We start from the raw sequence: 16,525 nt of genomic DNA on the forward strand, positions 1-16,525 counted from the left end.
TGTGTAAATGTAACATAAACACTAATAAAATTCTATATCTAATACTTCTGTAACTCCGTCTTTTTTATCAATTTTGATATTCTCTATGAACATATTCATAAATTGTTTTTTCTCATCAGTTGATAAATATGACCAAGTACTTTTAATATTATTTATAATTTCTTTTATAGCATTATCATCTATATTTTCGTTTTCATTGGAACTTAAAGATTTCAACTTTTCTTTTATCAATTCTAGCGCTTGTTTCGTTTCTTTCATTCGATTGGCAAACTCTTCATCTGTCATTAGATCGTTTGACCATGCTTTTTGAAACTTTTCTCTTTGTCGTTCTACTTTAGATAATTGTTTCTTTAAGATATCAATTTCATTGTCTTCTGTTTGAAATTTCGGTACCTGTTTGAATCTGTATTTTTCAATATAATCTAAAAAGGCTACCTCTATTTTTTTCTCACTGGAGGAAAAAGCCTTTTTCTTATTTAGAACACAAGCCTGACAACGATATCGATTATGTTCAATATCTTGATTATCTTTTTTTCTATGATACATTACTCGTTCACAAGTTAAATGATTTCCGCAATTAGGGCAAAGTAATTTCATTTGAAAAATGAAGATAGAAGTAGTTTTACGTTTTTTAAAATTTTGGCGACTAGATAGTAGTTGTTGAACCTTCATAAATCTATCTTTCGTAATGATTCCTTGGTGCGCATTCTCTATTATCTCATTAGACCACCTTATCGCTCCGTACATGGCGTGATTAGAAAGAATATCTAATATGGTACGTATATGCCATTTGTAACCTCTTATGGGCTTAATATAGCCGTCTAAATGGTCGGCGAGTTGTCTGATAGAGTAACCCTCTTCAATTTTTCTTACCATATCTAAAACTACTTTGCTTTCTTCTAGATTTATAATTAATTTGCTATACTCATTTTTATCAAATCCAAATGGAGCCTTTGCTGAATATTCTCCTTGGCGAGCCTTTTCTAATTGTCCCATTCTTACACGTTCACCTAAATTTTCTCTTTCCCATTGGGCTAATGCAGCTACAATTGTAATAAACATTCTCCCCATAGCCGTGGAAGTATCATAAACTTCTGTTGCTGATTTAAAAGCACAATTGTATTTATCGAATGTATCTAGTAGTTTGTATAGGTCCATAACAGAACGTGTTAGACGATCTAGACGATAAACTAAAACAGTATTAATTAATCCTTTTTTGATATGGTCTAACATTATGCTTAATTGTGGACGATTCGTATCCTTTGCTGATACGCCTTCATCTACATAAAATTTAAAATTATCCCAGTCTTGTGCTACGCAATATGCTTTTAGTTTTTCACGTTGAGCTGAAATAGAGAAACCATCTCGCACTTGTTCTTCAGTGCTTACTCTTATATAAATTCCAACAGTCACTATTTATCTCTCCTTTTAAAAAGAGGACAGCTGTACGGGCTGTCCATTAAATTCCTAGCGCTAAAGATTTAATTGGTATAGGTATTAGTTTAATGTAACTACGTACATTACTACTTTACCGTGTATTTTTATATTTGCAGCATCTTCATAAGGAACTGTGTAATCAAAGAAACGATTGTCATATGAATCTGGTCGGAATATTAATCGTTTATTTTGCTTATCATTAAAGAAACGTTTTACAGAATAATCGCAGCCGTTACTAAAAACAACTATGTCATTATCGTAAAGTTCCTCTAAAGCAACTTCTTTTACGGCAATCAAAGAGGTATGTGGTATAACTTTATTCATCGAGTCACCATTAACACGAGTCATAAAAATATCTTCTCTACCTGCCCATTTCCCCATTAATGAATCAGGAATATGTATAGTTTCCAAATCCATTTCTGTCATTCCATCAATTTCTAGAGGTAAACCAGCTGAAATTGCAGTTGGAACATAAGTATATGAAGATTCACGTACTAAAGAAATAGTTGGAGTATTTGGTTTATACACTTCATTTGTTGGTGGGAACAAATCATTAATTGATATATCCAATGCTTGTGCTATGGCAAATAATACATCTTGTTCAGGTTCGTTTGTCCCATTTTCATAAGATGAAATTGTATTATGTTTTTTTCCTATTCGTAATCCTAATTCTTTTTGGGTCATTTTCTTTAGTTTCCTAAAGTTTTTAATTTGTTGACCTACATATTTAGAAACATCTTGTTTCATGAAGTTTCACCTCTTTTCTGAGTCTATTATATCATATTTCATGAAGTTTTAAACTAAAAATTTCATGGAACAAGAAAAATAATATTTAATTTCATAAAACATGAAAATAATTGTTGAATTATGCCATAACTTCATGTAATATGAAGTTGTCGAAAGTGAGGTGAATTATTTTGCAAGACAAACTGGTGTCTTTACGTATGTATAATAGGTTAACTCAGCAGAATATGGCTGATTTAATAGGTGTAGATAAGAGAACTTATGTTAATAAAGAATATGGAGTTACTCAATTTAAAGCTAATGAGATGTTTTTAATTGCTCAGAGATTCGGTAAAGGAATTGAGGAAATTTTTTTGCCAACTAACTTCATGAAACATGAAGTTTATGAGGTGGATGGTGAGATTGATGGAACGAACTATATTGGATAATCCGCCAAGTGAGGAAACGGCGTTAAAAATGGCTGAGTTTTTTATGAAAACTTCAGTTCCTCGTATTTTAGCAGCTCGTCAGGCTGAAAAAAAGAAAAAAGAGGTGACTAATTATGAACGGAGTACTATCCGCAAGTAAATTAATGAAAGCATCAGAGGTTGTAAAAAGATGCGCTGAAATGAGAAAGAGTCCAGCTTTGTTATTTATTACTGAATTAGAAGTAAAGCGAGAAATGTACCTAATGAACCGTAAGGTTTCATCTTGAAGGGGGGGTGAGTTAATTGAAGGAAGTAACAGTAGTTTTTAAATCAGGTGCAAAGGTTAGTTTTACAACTGAACAATTTAAAACAATTACAAATGGATTTGGTTCTTTAACGAAAATTGAATACAGAGGTGCAGCTGCGAAGGTGCCATTCCACATTAGTGTGAGCAATATCGATGCAATATTTGTGGAAGACATTGATGAAAAGGAATCAATTAAGGAACCTGATCATCCAATTGAAGACTTCTATGGTTGTGAAATTAAACAAGATGATAAGTATTTTATGTTTGGCCAGGATGCCGTACTTGAAGGAAATCTAACGAATTACTTAATTGCGGAACAAAGTGTTGAATGCTTTCGAGCTGTATAAAAGGAGAAACCGCCAGTTGGGGCTGACGGTCTAATAAAAACATATTTCTTGGTCATTATAGCATGAATTGATTTCGTGTAAAGGAGTGTAAAAGAATGGATAAGCAATTAATGCCTAAAACTACATATCTAGTAAGTGTAGGTAATTTGTTTGTTAGCCATCCACAACCACTAATGGTAACGAGGTTACCCAAAAATGCAATGGAATTTGAATATGAAAAATCAAAGCAAGTAGCCAATGATGTCGGTGGAGAAGTAATTCGCAAAACTGTGGAGTATGAAAGGGTGGCGGAATTTTAATGGATATTAAAGAGATTGAAGAACATGTACAGGCTATTAATGCAGCAAGAGATATTGGAGTCTTGAATACCTTTGGGAATGAAGTACAAGTAACTGATGAATTATTTGAAGAACTCCTTAACGAAAAAGGGGATTTAGAAGTAGTAACACGTGAGTGTTCTGATTATCCTTTTCGAGCTAACTTCAAGCGAAACGGCATAACCTATTATTCTATCCACACGGAAGAACAAATAAAAAATATCTTTGGAGGTAATATCGATGAACTCATTACAAGAAATTGAATTAGCGGAAGTTGATGAATTACAGGATGCGGAGAAGCAATTTGAAATTAGTGATTTGGAAGGCCTTAATTGGGCATTCCGTAAATTGACTGCACTTAAAGCTGAAGAAAAGAAAATTACAATGTTGGCAAATGTTGAGCGTGACCGTATTGCACAATGGGAGCAAAAAGAATTAAAACCTATCCACGATAGCATTAGCTTCTTTGAAACTCACATTCAACGTTACCATGCGGAACAACTTGCTGCAGATCCAAAACAGAAAACCATTTCTACACCATACGGTAAATCTAAAACCCGTAAGAGTGGTGAGGCACCGGAACAGCAGGATAAAGAAAAATTACTTCAATACGCTATTGAAAACCATCTTGATGATTGCTTAAAAACAGAAGTTAAATGGGGTGATTTGAAGAAGAAATTCAAGATTGAAGAAATCAGCGGTGAAAAGGTAATTGTGGATGAGGATGGACAGATTGTTCCAGGGGTTACGGTTAAGCCTGAATCTATTTCTTACAGTGTGGAGGTTTAATAAAAATGGCTAAAGTAAAAATTGAATTAGATGTAGATTGGTTAGAAGAAGGTGAAAATCTTGATGATTTAATCAAAAGTCAAGTTATCACTGGCTTACAGGATAGATTGATTCAAAAAGCAGAACAAAAGGTTTTAGCGAAAATCGAACGTGAAGTTGAAGAAAAGGCAAATGAGGTTGTAGATAATTTTATTCATGGAGCCTTGGAAAAGAAAATCGATGAATTAAAAATACCATATAAGAAAAGCGGTTGGGGATCGGAAGTAGAATTAATGCCGATTAGTGAGTTTATTGGGATGAGGTATGAACGGTATCTAACAGAAAAAACACTTGATGAAAATGGCCGAGAGGCTAAGTACTCAGGTGATAGAAAATTATCAATAAGCGAGTATTTCATTCAAAATTATCTTGCTAAGGAACTTACTTCTAAAGTTAGTATGATGATTCAAACTGCAAGAAAAGATGCAGAGGAAACGATAGTCAAGGCGCTTGAAAACAATCTAAAAGAACAGCTATCCGTTGATATTATTCAAAGGCTCAATATCCCAAAAATGCTAGAGAGTCTGCAAAATAAAGCTACAGAATTAGATGTTAAAGAATAGGTTGGGAAAAGGAGTGTAAAACATGTCGTTAAAAGTAACAGATGCACAACGTGAAAAGCTGAAAGCTTGTATAGCCTTATTCGGCGCAAGTGGCGGAGGTAAAACATTAACTTCTTTAATTATGGCATATGGAATGATGAAAGAAGCTTATCCTGATTTACCAGAAGAAGAATTGTGGAAGAAGATTGGTGTTATCGATACGGAGCACAAACGCTCACTTCTTTATGCGAACAATACAATTAAAGGTTACAAGATTGGTAGCTTTAAATATGTAGAACTTGATGCACCATATTCTACAGTACGATATCAACAAGCGATTGAATTATTAAAGAAAAGTGGTTGCGAGGTTGTTATTGCAGATAGTCTTTCACATGCTTGGGAAGGTATCGGAGGTATCTTGGACCAGCAGCAAGATTTAGGTGGCCGTTTTCAAGATTGGAAAACAATGAAGCCGGTTATTAAAGAATTCATTAAATCACTCACAGAAAATGATGTTCATATCATTGCTACGTTGCGTACTAAACAGGAATATCAAGCTGAGCGTGATGATAATGATAAGCTTCAAATTCGTAAGTTAGGATTAAAACCAATTCAGAAAGATGATTTGGAGTACGAATTCATGATTGTTCTACGTATGGAGCAAAATCATACAGCTACACCAACTAAGGATAATTCTAATTTAATAAATGAAAATGGTGAATTAATTAAGCCAGAGCATGGTGCAATCATTTATAAATGGTTAGAACTTGGTGTGGATGTAAGAGCGGAGCAAGAGAATGAAAGAAATGCTCTTATTGCAAAAATTATAGGAATTGTTGAATCCAGTGATGAAGCAGCGAAGATGCTAGATGAAATTGAGTTTAAAACAAAACAAAAACTCCAAGATTTCAATCTTAAATATTTAAATGCTGCTTTAGATAGATTACAAGCTTTTAAAACTAAGGAGGAAAAATAATGTTTACAGTAGATCATGAACAAGCAAAAGGATTTGAACAAGTTAAGCCAGGAGAATATGAGGTAACAGTTGTTAATTATGAATTAAAAAAAGCTGAATCTGGAAACAACATGATTGTTGTGGATTATGAAATTCGTAGTGATGTAGACCAAGAATTCCAAGGACAAAAGCTCTTATTCGATAATTTTGTTGTAACTGAAAAATCAATGTGGAGATTACAAGCGATTTCTAAAGCTGCAGCTTTTCCAACAGGAATGAAATTTGCTTCTTATAAAGAATGGGCAGATACACTTTTAAATAAACATCTTCGTGTAGTAGTAGGTGAGCGTGAATATAACGGTAAAAAATATCCGCAAGTAAATGGATTTAAAGAATCAGAAGCATCGGCTCCAAATACTGCATTTACAATTACGGATGAGGATGTCCCATTCTAAAAGTTAATTAACAAGATTCAAATAGGAGGGAGCTACTAACGGCTCCCTTTTCCAAAGGGAGAAAATCAAATGAGATATAAATTTAATCAAATACCGGCAGAGCTTAAAAACACTCCTCATTGGATCTTATGGCGGTCAGAAGTAAGAAACGGTAAGAAAACAAAAGCTCCTTATCAAATCAATGGGGAAATGGCTCAATCAAATAATAAACGGAGCTGGTCAACGTTTCCGACGATCATAAAATTCTATGAACAAGGAGATTATGACGGAATTGGGTTCATGTTTTCAAAGGACGATCCATTCATTGGAATAGATATTGACCATTGTATTCAGGAAGGTGCTCTTACAAGTTTAGCTGAGGATGTTATTGAAATCGTAAATAGTTACACGGAATACTCACCAAGTGGTGATGGTATCCACATCATTGCAAAAGGTAAGCTGCCATTAAAAGGACCGGGTACAGGACGGAAAAATGTTGATATCGGATTAGAAGTATACAGGCATGGAAGGTATTTTACTTTCACCGGTGATTGCCTGGATCAAGTCCCTGTGGAGGATAGAACGGATGAATTAAAAGTTTTATTTGAGAAGTATTTGAAAGAAAAGCCAAAGCCTGAAAAGAAACAAAGTACTACTTCATTTGAACGAGAAGATATTACTAGTTTATCGAATGCAGAATTATGGGAGCGAATGTTTGATAGTAAAAGCGGTGCAGCCATTAAAGATTTATTCCAGGGCATGTTGATTAACGGAGATCATTCTTCAACTGATATGGCTTTATGCAATCATTTAGCGTTTTGGACGGATAAAGATGCTGCAAAGATGGATTCAATGTTTAGAGAGTCTTCCTTACTTCGTGAGAAGTGGGATAAACCACATTCAAGTGATGGCCGTACATATGGCCAAATGACAATTGATACAGCAATTCTTTCAACTCCTTCCACAATAGCTGATTATGAACCGCCTGAAGAGAAAAAGTATGAAGTTTACATTTCTGATAACTCAATTGAAGATACTGAGGAAATTATCGATGAAGCGCCAAAGTTTCATTTAACTGAGTTAGGAAATGCTGAACGTATCGCATATTATCATGGCGAAAATGTTCGGTACTGTAACGAGTTGGAATGGCTTATATGGAACGGTAAGCATTGGCATGAGGATAGTAAGAGACAAATTGAAGCTATCACGGCCAAAACGTTGAGAGCTATATATGGAGAAGCAAAGGCTACAGAAGATAAATATCAATCAAAGTTACTGCATGATTGGGCTAAGAAGTGTGAAAGACGGTCAATTAGGATAAATAGCATATTGGATGTAAGACCGATGGTATCAGTGAAAAAGAAAGAATTAGATGCTCATAACTTTTTATTTAACTGTGATAACGGAGTTATCGATTTAAAGACTGGTGAATTATTACCACATGACCGTGACTTGTTATTAACAAAGATTTCTCCAATCAAGTATGACAAAAATGCTGAGTGTCCAAACTGGAAAGCTTTCTTGGAAAGTATTTTTAAAACACCTACAGGTGAAGCGGATCATGAATTAATTAACTACCTGCAGAAAGCTATTGGTTATTCATTAACCGGTGTAACAAAAGAGCAAGTAATGTTTTTCTTATTTGGTAATGGCCGTAATGGTAAGTCTACTTTTATTAATATCATCCAGGATCTACTCGGTGATTATGGAAGACAGACAAACAGTGACACTTTCTTAAAAAAGAGAAATGATTCAGGAATCAATAACGATGTGGCCAGATTAGATGGAGCACGTTTTGTATCAGCTGTCGAGAGTGAAGAGGGGCAACAATTATCTGAAGCCCTGGTTAAACAAATCACTGGTGGAGAGAAAATGTCAGCTCGTTTCTTACGTCAGGAATACTTCGAATTTACACCAGAGTTTAAAGTGTTTTTCACTACCAATCATAAGCCAATTGTAAAAGGTTCAGATGAAGGTATATGGAGAAGGATTATGCTTATTCCATTTACCGTAACGATACCAAAAGACAAGATTGACTATGATCTACCAGATAAATTAGCAGAAGAAATGCCAGGTGTTTTGCGTTGGGCAGTTGAAGGCTGCATGAAGTGGCAGACCGAAGGGTTGCGTGCTCCTGAAGCTGTGAAGGCAGCGACAGCCGAATATCGTGAAGATATGGATATATTAGCTCCTTTCATTGAAGAGAATTGTACGGTGAATTCTTCAGTAAGGATTGAAGCGAAGTCGCTGTATGAAAATTATAAAAAATGGTGTTATCAAAATAACGAATTGGAATTAAAAAACCGTGCTTTTTATCGTCAATTAGAAGTTCGTGGGTTTAAAAAAGAAAAAGGTACAGGAAATAAAAACTTTATTCTTGGAATTACATTAAATAAACTTGCTGGTTCGAATTTATTTTCAACTGAGAATGAAGATAAAAACAACGTAACTCCTATAAATAGGAAAAAACTTTAAGTCAGAGTTACTAAAGAGTTACTTAATTATTTTTTTAGTAACTCGTATAAACGTTGATATAACAATGTTTGTAGATAAATAGTTACTTAAGTTACTGAATTTCCTATATCGGCTCTTAAGAAAATAAATAAATAAAAAAATAATATATATATAGGACTTTAATAGAAAAACGGTTAACTTTAGTAACTTTGATAACTAAATAACGCTTAAACCCTTGATATGACTGGGTTTAAGCGAGTTACTTTTTAAATAACTTAGTAACTATTTAGTAACTCGTTAAAAAAGAGGTGTAATATGCATCCAAAACAGATATGTGCTGATGTCCAATCGATGGGAGCGAAGCTCGTTCTTGATGGAAATGATTTATACATTGAGAACCATGAAAAGGTTGCTCCTGAAATTGAATCAGTTATTAAAGAATACAAGTTACGTATTATTAAATATTTGCAGGGGAACTATTCAGATCAAGATCATGCGGTAAAACAAACGATAGATAAAATTATTAATTTTTTTATCGGTGTTGAGCAAGACATGAATCCAAAAATAAATGATTGGTTTAATCATGATGAAGCTGCAGCAAGGTTAGTTATGGAATTAACATTAAACTTTTCACTTAATGGTTGGTTATATGTAAAAGAATCTGTGGCCAACTATGAAAATAAATTAACAGATGAGCTTTCACAAGAAATATTCAATCGTGCAATGTCGCACTTTAAGAAAGGAGCATGAAAATGAGATATCAATTCAGGGTTTGGAATGTAATGAGTAAAAAGATGCTGGGTTGGGGAGAAGTCTTTGATTTACCAGCATGGGAGATTTTCCCCGGAACACCTGAACAACGCCCATTTAATGTTATGCAATACACAGGGTTAAAAGACAAGAACGGTAAGGAGATTTATGAAGGGGATGTTCTTGATTTATCTTTAGGTGACGATAGCGTCCTTCGATGTGAAGTTATTTATGAAGCTCCTTCATTCTGTCGGAAATGGTATAACGCAAATACAATTCGCTTGAGACAAAGAGAGATAGAACCTATGGCATGGAATACTCATATTGTTTATGAGGTAATCGGAAACATCTACGAAAACCCAGAGTTATTGGAGCGATAAATATGAGTGCTATACATTATCGATACTCAGAAAAAGAGTTAAAGGAAATCCTGGATACATTAGAAATCATGGTGGATACAAGGGAACAGAAAAATCAACATGTACTTGATTATTTCCGTAAAAAGGATGTTAAATTCAGACTTAGAAAAATTGATACAGCCGATTATTCAGCGGTAATTCCTAAAAATCCTGAAATGGGCATTACACGAGATATTTATCTTTGCGCCGGAGTAGAACGTAAAAACGGTGTAGACGAATTGGTTCAATCAATTAAAGATCGTACAAGATTTGAAAATGAATTGATTCGTGCTGCTAAACATCCATTTGTTCTTCTTGTGGAAGATTTAAAAGGATATCACAAAATATTAAAAGGTGAGTATATAAGTCAATACAAACCAGAAGCGTTGCTTGGTAGTTTAAAAACATTTGAAGTACGATACGGATTTTCAACAGTATTTATTGAGCCAGCTACAACAGGTAATTACATATATCATCATTTCTTATATATGGCTCGTGAGTATCTGAAGAAGGGCGTCATATGATGAAAAATAAAACAATTAAGGGAGAAATAAATCATGACTAAAATTCAATTGAACGTATTATTTAAGAAAATGCAAAAGGATGATAAAAAGGAAGTTTTAATGTTCCATGTATTAAGTGATGAATTGCCACATGCTGATGATCTATTAAAAATGCCAGGTACAATTGTCTATCTAACTGTGGAAAAAAGTGATGTTGAACCGATTGGTGCTGAATTTGCTTCTATTCAACGTGATAGCAAAAAAACTGCTCTTAAATTCAATGTAAAAGGTGATACGAAAGATAAAATTAATAAACTTTATCCATTTGCTGGCGAAAATGTTTCTATCATTCTTGAACCTTCGCAAATGTCTATTGAGGAGTTTTATGACGAACCGTATGAAGGAGTTGAATATAACGTTAATCTTGATGGAACAACTGATGTTGCTTCTGGCCAGTTGAAAATTGTTGAAGATGAAAGTATTGCTGAATAAATATGTATCCTGGGATGTAATTGGAGAACAAAAATAAGGGAAGCGACATACATCGTTTCCCTGAATATTAAGGCTTATGCCTATTTAAGTAAAAGACCGATGATTGGCCCAACTAAATCTTTAACTGCGACTCCAGTTGATAAAACGGTGTTCATTTTATCAATAATATTAAAGATACCTTTAACATTTTCATCTTGGGCTACAGGTGTAATAACTTCGTTATTCATGAATAATGAACCAATTGTCTGTTCTAATGCTGTTTTCATACCTTCAACACCAGATATTTTATAAGAAATTAAAGAGGCTCTTATTAAATCAAGATTTTTAAATAATAGTGATTTAACATCTCCTGGAAGATTTGAGGATGTTATATTTTCTACTAAATTATTAATTTCAGTGATTAAATCAGTAATTTCTTCAGCATCAATTTTACTCTCGTGAAGATCGTATATAAAGCCCATATGATCACTTATAAAAGATAACGCTGTTAATGTTTCACTATCCATATAAGTCTTGAATCGGCTCATATCACCTTCAAAATTCATTGAAGAAAGAGCATTTTCAATATTAGATAAGAATTTTAGGTTTCTTTCATTATTTAATCGATCATGTTTCAAAATGTAATCTTTTGTAGTTAAAAAAAGTTGAAATGTTGAATTCATTGAAGATAGTAAAGCTGTTCTGTCGTCTGGGTCAATTCCAAACACTTTGGCCCAAGTTTCTCTATAAGAAGTATTATGAGAAGAAGCTTTTCTGCAATCATTATAAGCTTCGTTTAAAAGAGTATGTAGTTTACTTGCTGGATTTTCCATTTAAAAATCTCCTTTTCATTTTCTTCTATTATTTTACAATATACAAATTGAAAAATAAATAATTGAAAGTAGGTGAATCATCATTTGTTTGACTGGCTAAAAGACTATCAAAAATTAGAAGAAGATATTGCTTATTTAGATTACAACTTAGATAAAACAAAAGCTGAATTAAAACGCTGGGTCAGTGGTGATTTGCGAGAGGTACGTTTAACTACTGAATCGGAAGGCGCAAAGGTAGAAGAACGTATTGAAGCAATTGAATATGAATTAGCACATAAAATGAATGACATGTATAAATTGAAAAAATTAATTCGTACATTTAAAGGGTTAGAAAACAAGATTGCATATTATAAGTATGTTGAAGGTATGACATTAGAAAAGATTGCTGAAGAGTTGAATTACAGTACGCAATATATTTATAACAAACATGCTGCTATGCGAGAGAAGGTTGAGTACTCAAATAGAACTTAACATTTACTTAAGGTAAGTAATCATTATACAAACCCTTGAAAAAATGAATTATAGTAATAACATAAGATTTTGACGAAAGGGCAACTGACGCACGGTTGCTCTTTTATTATTGACTAAAAATTTTAGTCGCTTATTAAACGTTGATTCTTCCACTAATATCCATTAACATGTTAAATGGTATATATAGAAAAGAGGGGATTAATTGACGACGATATTTAGTTTTTTTAATCAAGGATGGGTAGGCTCTTTGATAGGGATAATAGGAATATTGATTGCAATAGTGACCTATCGGAAATCTAAAATAGGCCAGAGGTTAGTATATCAATCTAGTGCTATTAAAATAATAGGAAAGAATCGAAATACACCAGAAGAAATACAAATTTATTTTCGTGGAAATGAAGTACCTCGGGTGATTAAAACGAATTTGGTTATCTGGAATTCGGGAAATGAGACAATAAAGAGTAGTCATGTTACTAAAGAGGATCCGTTAAGAATACAAATTGAAGAATCAGAAAGCATTATTAGCTATCGTATTCTTAAAGAAACTCGACATACAAATAAAGTGAAGTTAGTTTTAGATAAACAAAATGTATTACTTTTTAATTTTGATTATCTAGATCCTAATGATGGAGTGAGGGTAGAAATATTACATACAGATGACATAAACCCAGTTGTTTTTAAAGGGACCGTTATAGGAATGAAACAAGATATAAAAAGTTGGAATACAGAGAGGGGGGTAAAGAAGAATACTGGTATATTTACTTTCATAAAAAGATCATGGGTTAATAAAATGGCATTTGCAATGACGTTTTTATCGGGAGCATTATTAATTTTTATGCCACTTACATATTGGTTCTTTCCAGATGCATATCACGAACTAAATCGTTTGTTTAAGGGGAAATCTAGTGATATAACACTTGTTTTTTTCTTTGTATTCGGGATAGTTTATATGTCTATACCATTATATATACTTAGCATAAAACGGAAAAGATTCCCCAAAAAATTAAAAGAGTAGTTATTATTTTGATATGAAGCATTCCTTATGGAGTGCTTTTTATTATGCACAAATTACATAGGTGGTGTTTAGTAAATGATTACTGAAATTAGAAAAACAATATCAGGTACAGAGTATTGGGATACAAAAGAAAAAAGAAGTTTGTTTGTTCCAACTGGTGAAGAACCAGGATTTGAAGTTACTGTTAATCCTGAGAGTATGATCCTGGGCATGGACTTATCAAGTGAACCTGATAAGACAGTAGTTAATTTAAATGGTATGACAGTGAAACAACTACATGATTATGCTGCATCGATTAATGTTGAGATTCCAGCTGATGTTAAAAAGAAAGAAGACATCATTGATTTACTATCATGAAGTACTGTGCTGAACAAGGCTGCATGACATTAATTGATAAAGGACGATACTGTCTCAATCATAAACGTAAACAGAAGAAGACAGTTGTGTATTCAAAGAACAAATCATTCTATCGTACAAAAGCCTGGCAAGATTTGAAGTCATTCTGTTATCAAAGAGACAAAGGATTGTGTCAACGATGTGGAAGGTTTGTGTTTGGTAAGCAAGCACATCATCATCATATTGTTCCGATTAAAATCAATCCTTCATTAAGATTAGAACCAGATAATATCGATACACTTTGTTCTAAATGTCATCCGATTGTAGAAAGAGAAACAAATGCAGAATACCAGGAAAAGAAAAAGTTCGACTGGAAACTATAAGCCCCCCTATCAAAAAAAGAAACGCTGGCCTTATGGGGGGATAGGGAGTGGGGGTGCAAACGCGCACCTCAAAATGATTTTTTGAAAAAAATTCGTTTTTTTAGGTGGTGATTTAAGGAATGGCCAGAAAATCGAAGGTCGTAATTGAAGCTGAAAAGAAAAAAGAATTAGAAGCGCAGCGTATTATGGATGTTTTGGTTGAAGCCGGAACTTATTCGCCAGCGCTTGATCCATTGATTGAGGTTTATCTTGATGCAGTTGAGATATACAGCGTCAAATATGGATTGTGGAAGAATTCTAACTTTCCAACAGTCCAAAAAACAAAGAATGTAAATGGTGATGTGAAAGAATCAAAGCATCCATTGGCTCAACAAGTCGAAGTTTGGTCTAAGCAAAAAGCGAAATATTTGGGGCAATTAGGACTAGACGGAAAGAACAAAGATTTAATCAAAAAAAGTGGGGTTCTTCTCGAAAAAGGAAAAACAGAAAAAGAGCCCACCGAGCCTAGTGATAGCAATAAATTATTACAATTTAGGCAGAGGTTAAATAGATGATTGATTTTGAAACAAATTACGCTGATATATTCGTTTCTGAAGTAGATGCAGCCCCACACTTATATCCTGATTCTATTAAGTTAGCAACCAAACGATATAAGAAATGGAAGAAACGAAAAGATATTTGGTTCGATGTTGAAAAAGCGAATGCAATGATTTATTTCACTGAAACATTCTTAAAACATGCAAAAGGAAAATGGGCAGGGCAGCCGTTAATTTTAGAGTCCTGGCAGAAGTTCTACTTTGCTAACATTTATGGTTGGCAAAAATATAATGAAGATGGTAAAGCGGTGCGAGTAATTCGTACGGCTTATTTGCAGGTTCCAAAGAAAAACGGAAAAACGATTATGGGCGGTTCACCAGTCATTTATGCGATGTACGGAGAAGGTGTAAAAGGCGCTGATTGTTATATTTCCGCTAATACTTTTGAACAATGTCAAAATGCAGCCGGACCAATTGCATTAACGATTGAAAATAGTCCTGATTTACGTCCGGATACGCGTATCTATAAGGGCAAAGAAGATACGATTAAATCAATAAAATACACATTTGTGGAAGACGATATTAAATATGCAAATGTAATCAAGGTTCTTACAAAAGATAACGCTGGTAATGAAGGTAAAAACCCGTATATCAATTATTTTGATGAAGTTCATGCTCAGATGGACCGTGAACAATACGATAACTTACGTTCAGCGCAAATCGCTCAAGAAGAACCACTCAACATCATCACTTCCACAGCAGGAAAGAATACCGGCTCGCTTGGAACTCAAATTTACACTTATGCAAAAGAAGTTTTGAAGGATGATAAAGATGATTCCTGGTTCATGATGATCTATGAGCCGAACAAAAAGTTTGATTGGACAGACCGTGACGTTTGGCGAATGGTTAATCCAAATATGGATGTATCAGTTAACATGGAGTTTCTTGAGAATGCATTTAAAGAAGCTCAAAATAATAGCTTTAATAAGGCTGAGTTCTTATCAAAGCATTTGGATGTATTCGTTAATTATGCCGAAACATATTTCGATAAAGATCAACTGGATAAAATGCTTATGGACTATTTAGGTGATATTGAAGGATTAACTTGTGTTATCGGTGTGGACTTATCAAGACGCACGGATTTAACTTGTGTATCAATAAATATTCCAACATATGATGATAAGGGAAATGCAATATTAATCGTTAAGCAAATGTATTTTATTCCGGAGTTTGGAATTGAGGACAAGGAACAACAAAGGAATGTACCATATCGAGCTTTAGCGGAAAAAGGCTTTGTAACAATTTGTCCTGGGAAAACAGTTGATGAAGAAATGGTAAATCAGTATGTGGAGTGGGTATTTGAGAATTTTGATTTACGTCAAATAAACTATGATCCAGCACTTGCTGAAAAGCTTGTTGAGAAGTGGGAAATGCTCGGAATTCAATGTGTGGAGGTTCCACAGTACCCAACGCACATGAATGAACCGTTTGATGACTTTGAAATATTATTGCTCCAGGATCGAATTAAAACAGATAATCCTTTGCTTATTTTCTGTGCAAGTAACGCAAAAATAATCACAAACATTAATAATTTAAAAACACCATCTAAACGTAAATCACCAGAGCATATTGATGGATTTGTGTCCATGTTAATTGGTCATAAAGAAACATTGAATATGATGGAAGATGCTATTCCAGATGAAGATTACGATGAATACTTAGATGACATTTATAGGTGAAACAAGAATAATAATTTTTTGACCATTAGTATTTTAAAAATAGGCGCCGTTAACAGTGTTGAATTTCTTATTAAAATTATTATGTAATCTAAGAATAAACAAGTTATACATTGGAGTGTGAGTTCTTAAATACAATGCTCAAAATATATTTGTAATGAGAAACTTTTATCATTTAGTTAATTGAAATGACACAAGGAGGAAGATAAATGCCTAATTTGGTTGGTGACTCTAATAATCCAACTGTGCCTGCTGTTTTTGGGGAACATACCGCCAGTGAAGGAGTTGGTGTTTTAGGTAGAAGCCAAAGTGGATATGGGG

At 33.8% G+C, this 16,525-nt stretch carries 23 protein-coding genes; 20 read left to right on the forward strand and 3 right to left on the reverse strand.

Features of this window, described 5'->3' with window-relative positions; translation table 11 throughout:
* Positions 1-21: 21 nt before the first annotated feature.
* Entirely contained in the window at positions 22-1,413 is a 1,392-nt protein-coding gene (locus tag MR167_RS26510; protein ID WP_095021718.1) for a recombinase family protein, read from the reverse strand.
* Between the two features lie 84 nt (positions 1,414-1,497).
* Positions 1,498-2,184 (reverse strand): helix-turn-helix domain-containing protein, encoded by a 687-nt coding sequence (locus tag MR167_RS26515; RefSeq protein ID WP_095021719.1) that lies wholly within the window; start codon positions 2,182-2,184, stop codon positions 1,498-1,500.
* Between the two features lie 170 nt (positions 2,185-2,354).
* Between MR167_RS26515 and MR167_RS26520 the strand changes: the two genes are divergently transcribed.
* From MR167_RS26520 to MR167_RS26585, 14 genes are all read left to right on the forward strand, one after another.
* Positions 2,355-2,609: a helix-turn-helix transcriptional regulator gene (locus MR167_RS26520; RefSeq protein WP_095021720.1), complete on the forward strand. Its 255-nt coding sequence runs from the start codon at positions 2,355-2,357 to the stop codon at positions 2,607-2,609.
* 113 nt (positions 2,610-2,722) lie between these two features.
* A complete protein-coding gene (locus MR167_RS26525; RefSeq protein WP_193552951.1) occupies positions 2,723-2,875 on the forward strand; it encodes a hypothetical protein in 153 nt (50 codons plus the stop codon).
* A 16-nt stretch (positions 2,876-2,891) separates the two neighbouring features.
* On the forward strand, positions 2,892-3,242 hold the full coding sequence (locus tag MR167_RS26530) for a YqaI family protein (protein WP_095021721.1): 351 nt from the start codon (positions 2,892-2,894) through the stop codon (positions 3,240-3,242).
* A gap of 95 nt (positions 3,243-3,337) precedes the next feature.
* Positions 3,338-3,541: a hypothetical protein gene (locus MR167_RS26535; protein ID WP_095021722.1), complete on the forward strand. Its 204-nt coding sequence runs from the start codon at positions 3,338-3,340 to the stop codon at positions 3,539-3,541.
* Entirely contained in the window at positions 3,541-3,822 is a 282-nt protein-coding gene (locus tag MR167_RS26540) for a hypothetical protein (RefSeq protein WP_095021723.1), read from the forward strand. The genes MR167_RS26535 and MR167_RS26540 overlap by 1 nt, the downstream gene beginning before the upstream one ends.
* The gene (locus MR167_RS26545) at positions 3,800-4,348 is read left to right on the forward strand and encodes a host-nuclease inhibitor Gam family protein (RefSeq protein WP_242315886.1); all 549 of its coding nucleotides are present in this window, start codon (positions 3,800-3,802) and stop codon (positions 4,346-4,348) included. Before MR167_RS26540 ends, MR167_RS26545 begins: the two co-directional genes overlap by 23 nt.
* 5 nt (positions 4,349-4,353) lie before the next feature.
* On the forward strand, positions 4,354-4,950 hold the full coding sequence (locus tag MR167_RS26550) for a hypothetical protein (protein WP_030028344.1): 597 nt from the start codon (positions 4,354-4,356) through the stop codon (positions 4,948-4,950).
* Between the two features lie 22 nt (positions 4,951-4,972).
* The gene (locus MR167_RS26555) at positions 4,973-5,905 is read left to right on the forward strand and encodes an AAA family ATPase (protein WP_242315888.1); all 933 of its coding nucleotides are present in this window, start codon (positions 4,973-4,975) and stop codon (positions 5,903-5,905) included.
* Positions 5,905-6,339 (forward strand): DUF669 domain-containing protein, encoded by a 435-nt coding sequence (locus MR167_RS26560; RefSeq protein ID WP_060851531.1) that lies wholly within the window; start codon positions 5,905-5,907, stop codon positions 6,337-6,339. The genes MR167_RS26555 and MR167_RS26560 overlap by 1 nt, the downstream gene beginning before the upstream one ends.
* 69 nt (positions 6,340-6,408) lie before the next feature.
* Complete coding sequence (locus MR167_RS26565; protein WP_242315890.1) at positions 6,409-8,793, forward strand: phage/plasmid primase, P4 family; 2,385 nt, start codon at positions 6,409-6,411, stop codon at positions 8,791-8,793.
* A gap of 294 nt (positions 8,794-9,087) precedes the next feature.
* Positions 9,088-9,522 carry a hypothetical protein gene (locus MR167_RS26570; protein WP_242315892.1) on the forward strand — a complete coding sequence of 145 codons (435 nt, stop codon included), beginning with the start codon at positions 9,088-9,090 and terminating at the stop codon, positions 9,520-9,522.
* A 2-nt stretch (positions 9,523-9,524) separates the two neighbouring features.
* A complete protein-coding gene (locus MR167_RS26575) occupies positions 9,525-9,902 on the forward strand; it encodes a YopX family protein (protein ID WP_242315893.1) in 378 nt (125 codons plus the stop codon).
* Positions 9,903-9,904: 2 nt separating this feature from the next.
* Positions 9,905-10,444 (forward strand): ERCC4 domain-containing protein, encoded by a 540-nt coding sequence (locus MR167_RS26580; protein ID WP_242315894.1) that lies wholly within the window; start codon positions 9,905-9,907, stop codon positions 10,442-10,444.
* 33 nt (positions 10,445-10,477) lie between these two features.
* The gene (locus MR167_RS26585; protein WP_242315895.1) at positions 10,478-10,915 is read left to right on the forward strand and encodes a hypothetical protein; all 438 of its coding nucleotides are present in this window, start codon (positions 10,478-10,480) and stop codon (positions 10,913-10,915) included.
* Between the two features lie 80 nt (positions 10,916-10,995).
* On the opposite strand, the gene MR167_RS26590 is transcribed toward MR167_RS26585, so the two are convergent.
* Positions 10,996-11,727 (reverse strand): hypothetical protein, encoded by a 732-nt coding sequence (locus MR167_RS26590; protein WP_095021731.1) that lies wholly within the window; start codon positions 11,725-11,727, stop codon positions 10,996-10,998.
* Between the two features lie 84 nt (positions 11,728-11,811).
* Here MR167_RS26590 and MR167_RS26595 point away from each other — a divergent pair, with 84 nt between their 5' ends.
* The 6 genes from MR167_RS26595 (at position 11,812) to MR167_RS26620 (ending at position 16,207) form a co-directional block, all read left to right on the forward strand.
* Positions 11,812-12,198 carry a hypothetical protein gene (locus tag MR167_RS26595; RefSeq protein WP_242315896.1) on the forward strand — a complete coding sequence of 129 codons (387 nt, stop codon included), beginning with the start codon at positions 11,812-11,814 and terminating at the stop codon, positions 12,196-12,198.
* Between the two features lie 202 nt (positions 12,199-12,400).
* A complete protein-coding gene (locus MR167_RS26600; RefSeq protein ID WP_242315897.1) occupies positions 12,401-13,213 on the forward strand; it encodes a hypothetical protein in 813 nt (270 codons plus the stop codon).
* 75 nt (positions 13,214-13,288) lie between these two features.
* The gene (locus MR167_RS26605; protein WP_242315898.1) at positions 13,289-13,570 is read left to right on the forward strand and encodes a hypothetical protein; all 282 of its coding nucleotides are present in this window, start codon (positions 13,289-13,291) and stop codon (positions 13,568-13,570) included.
* On the forward strand, positions 13,567-13,932 hold the full coding sequence (locus MR167_RS26610) for an HNH endonuclease (RefSeq protein ID WP_242315899.1): 366 nt from the start codon (positions 13,567-13,569) through the stop codon (positions 13,930-13,932). The genes MR167_RS26605 and MR167_RS26610 overlap by 4 nt, the downstream gene beginning before the upstream one ends.
* A 119-nt stretch (positions 13,933-14,051) precedes the next feature.
* On the forward strand, positions 14,052-14,486 hold the full coding sequence (locus tag MR167_RS26615) for a P27 family phage terminase small subunit (RefSeq protein ID WP_016084503.1): 435 nt from the start codon (positions 14,052-14,054) through the stop codon (positions 14,484-14,486).
* Positions 14,483-16,207: a terminase large subunit gene (locus tag MR167_RS26620; protein ID WP_242315901.1), complete on the forward strand. Its 1,725-nt coding sequence runs from the start codon at positions 14,483-14,485 to the stop codon at positions 16,205-16,207. The genes MR167_RS26615 and MR167_RS26620 overlap by 4 nt, the downstream gene beginning before the upstream one ends.
* Positions 16,208-16,525 lie beyond the last annotated feature (318 nt).

The sequence above is a fragment of the Bacillus cereus group sp. BfR-BA-01355 genome, from assembly GCF_022663675.1.
GTDB classification, from domain to species: domain Bacteria; phylum Bacillota; class Bacilli; order Bacillales; family Bacillaceae_G; genus Bacillus_A; species Bacillus_A thuringiensis_S.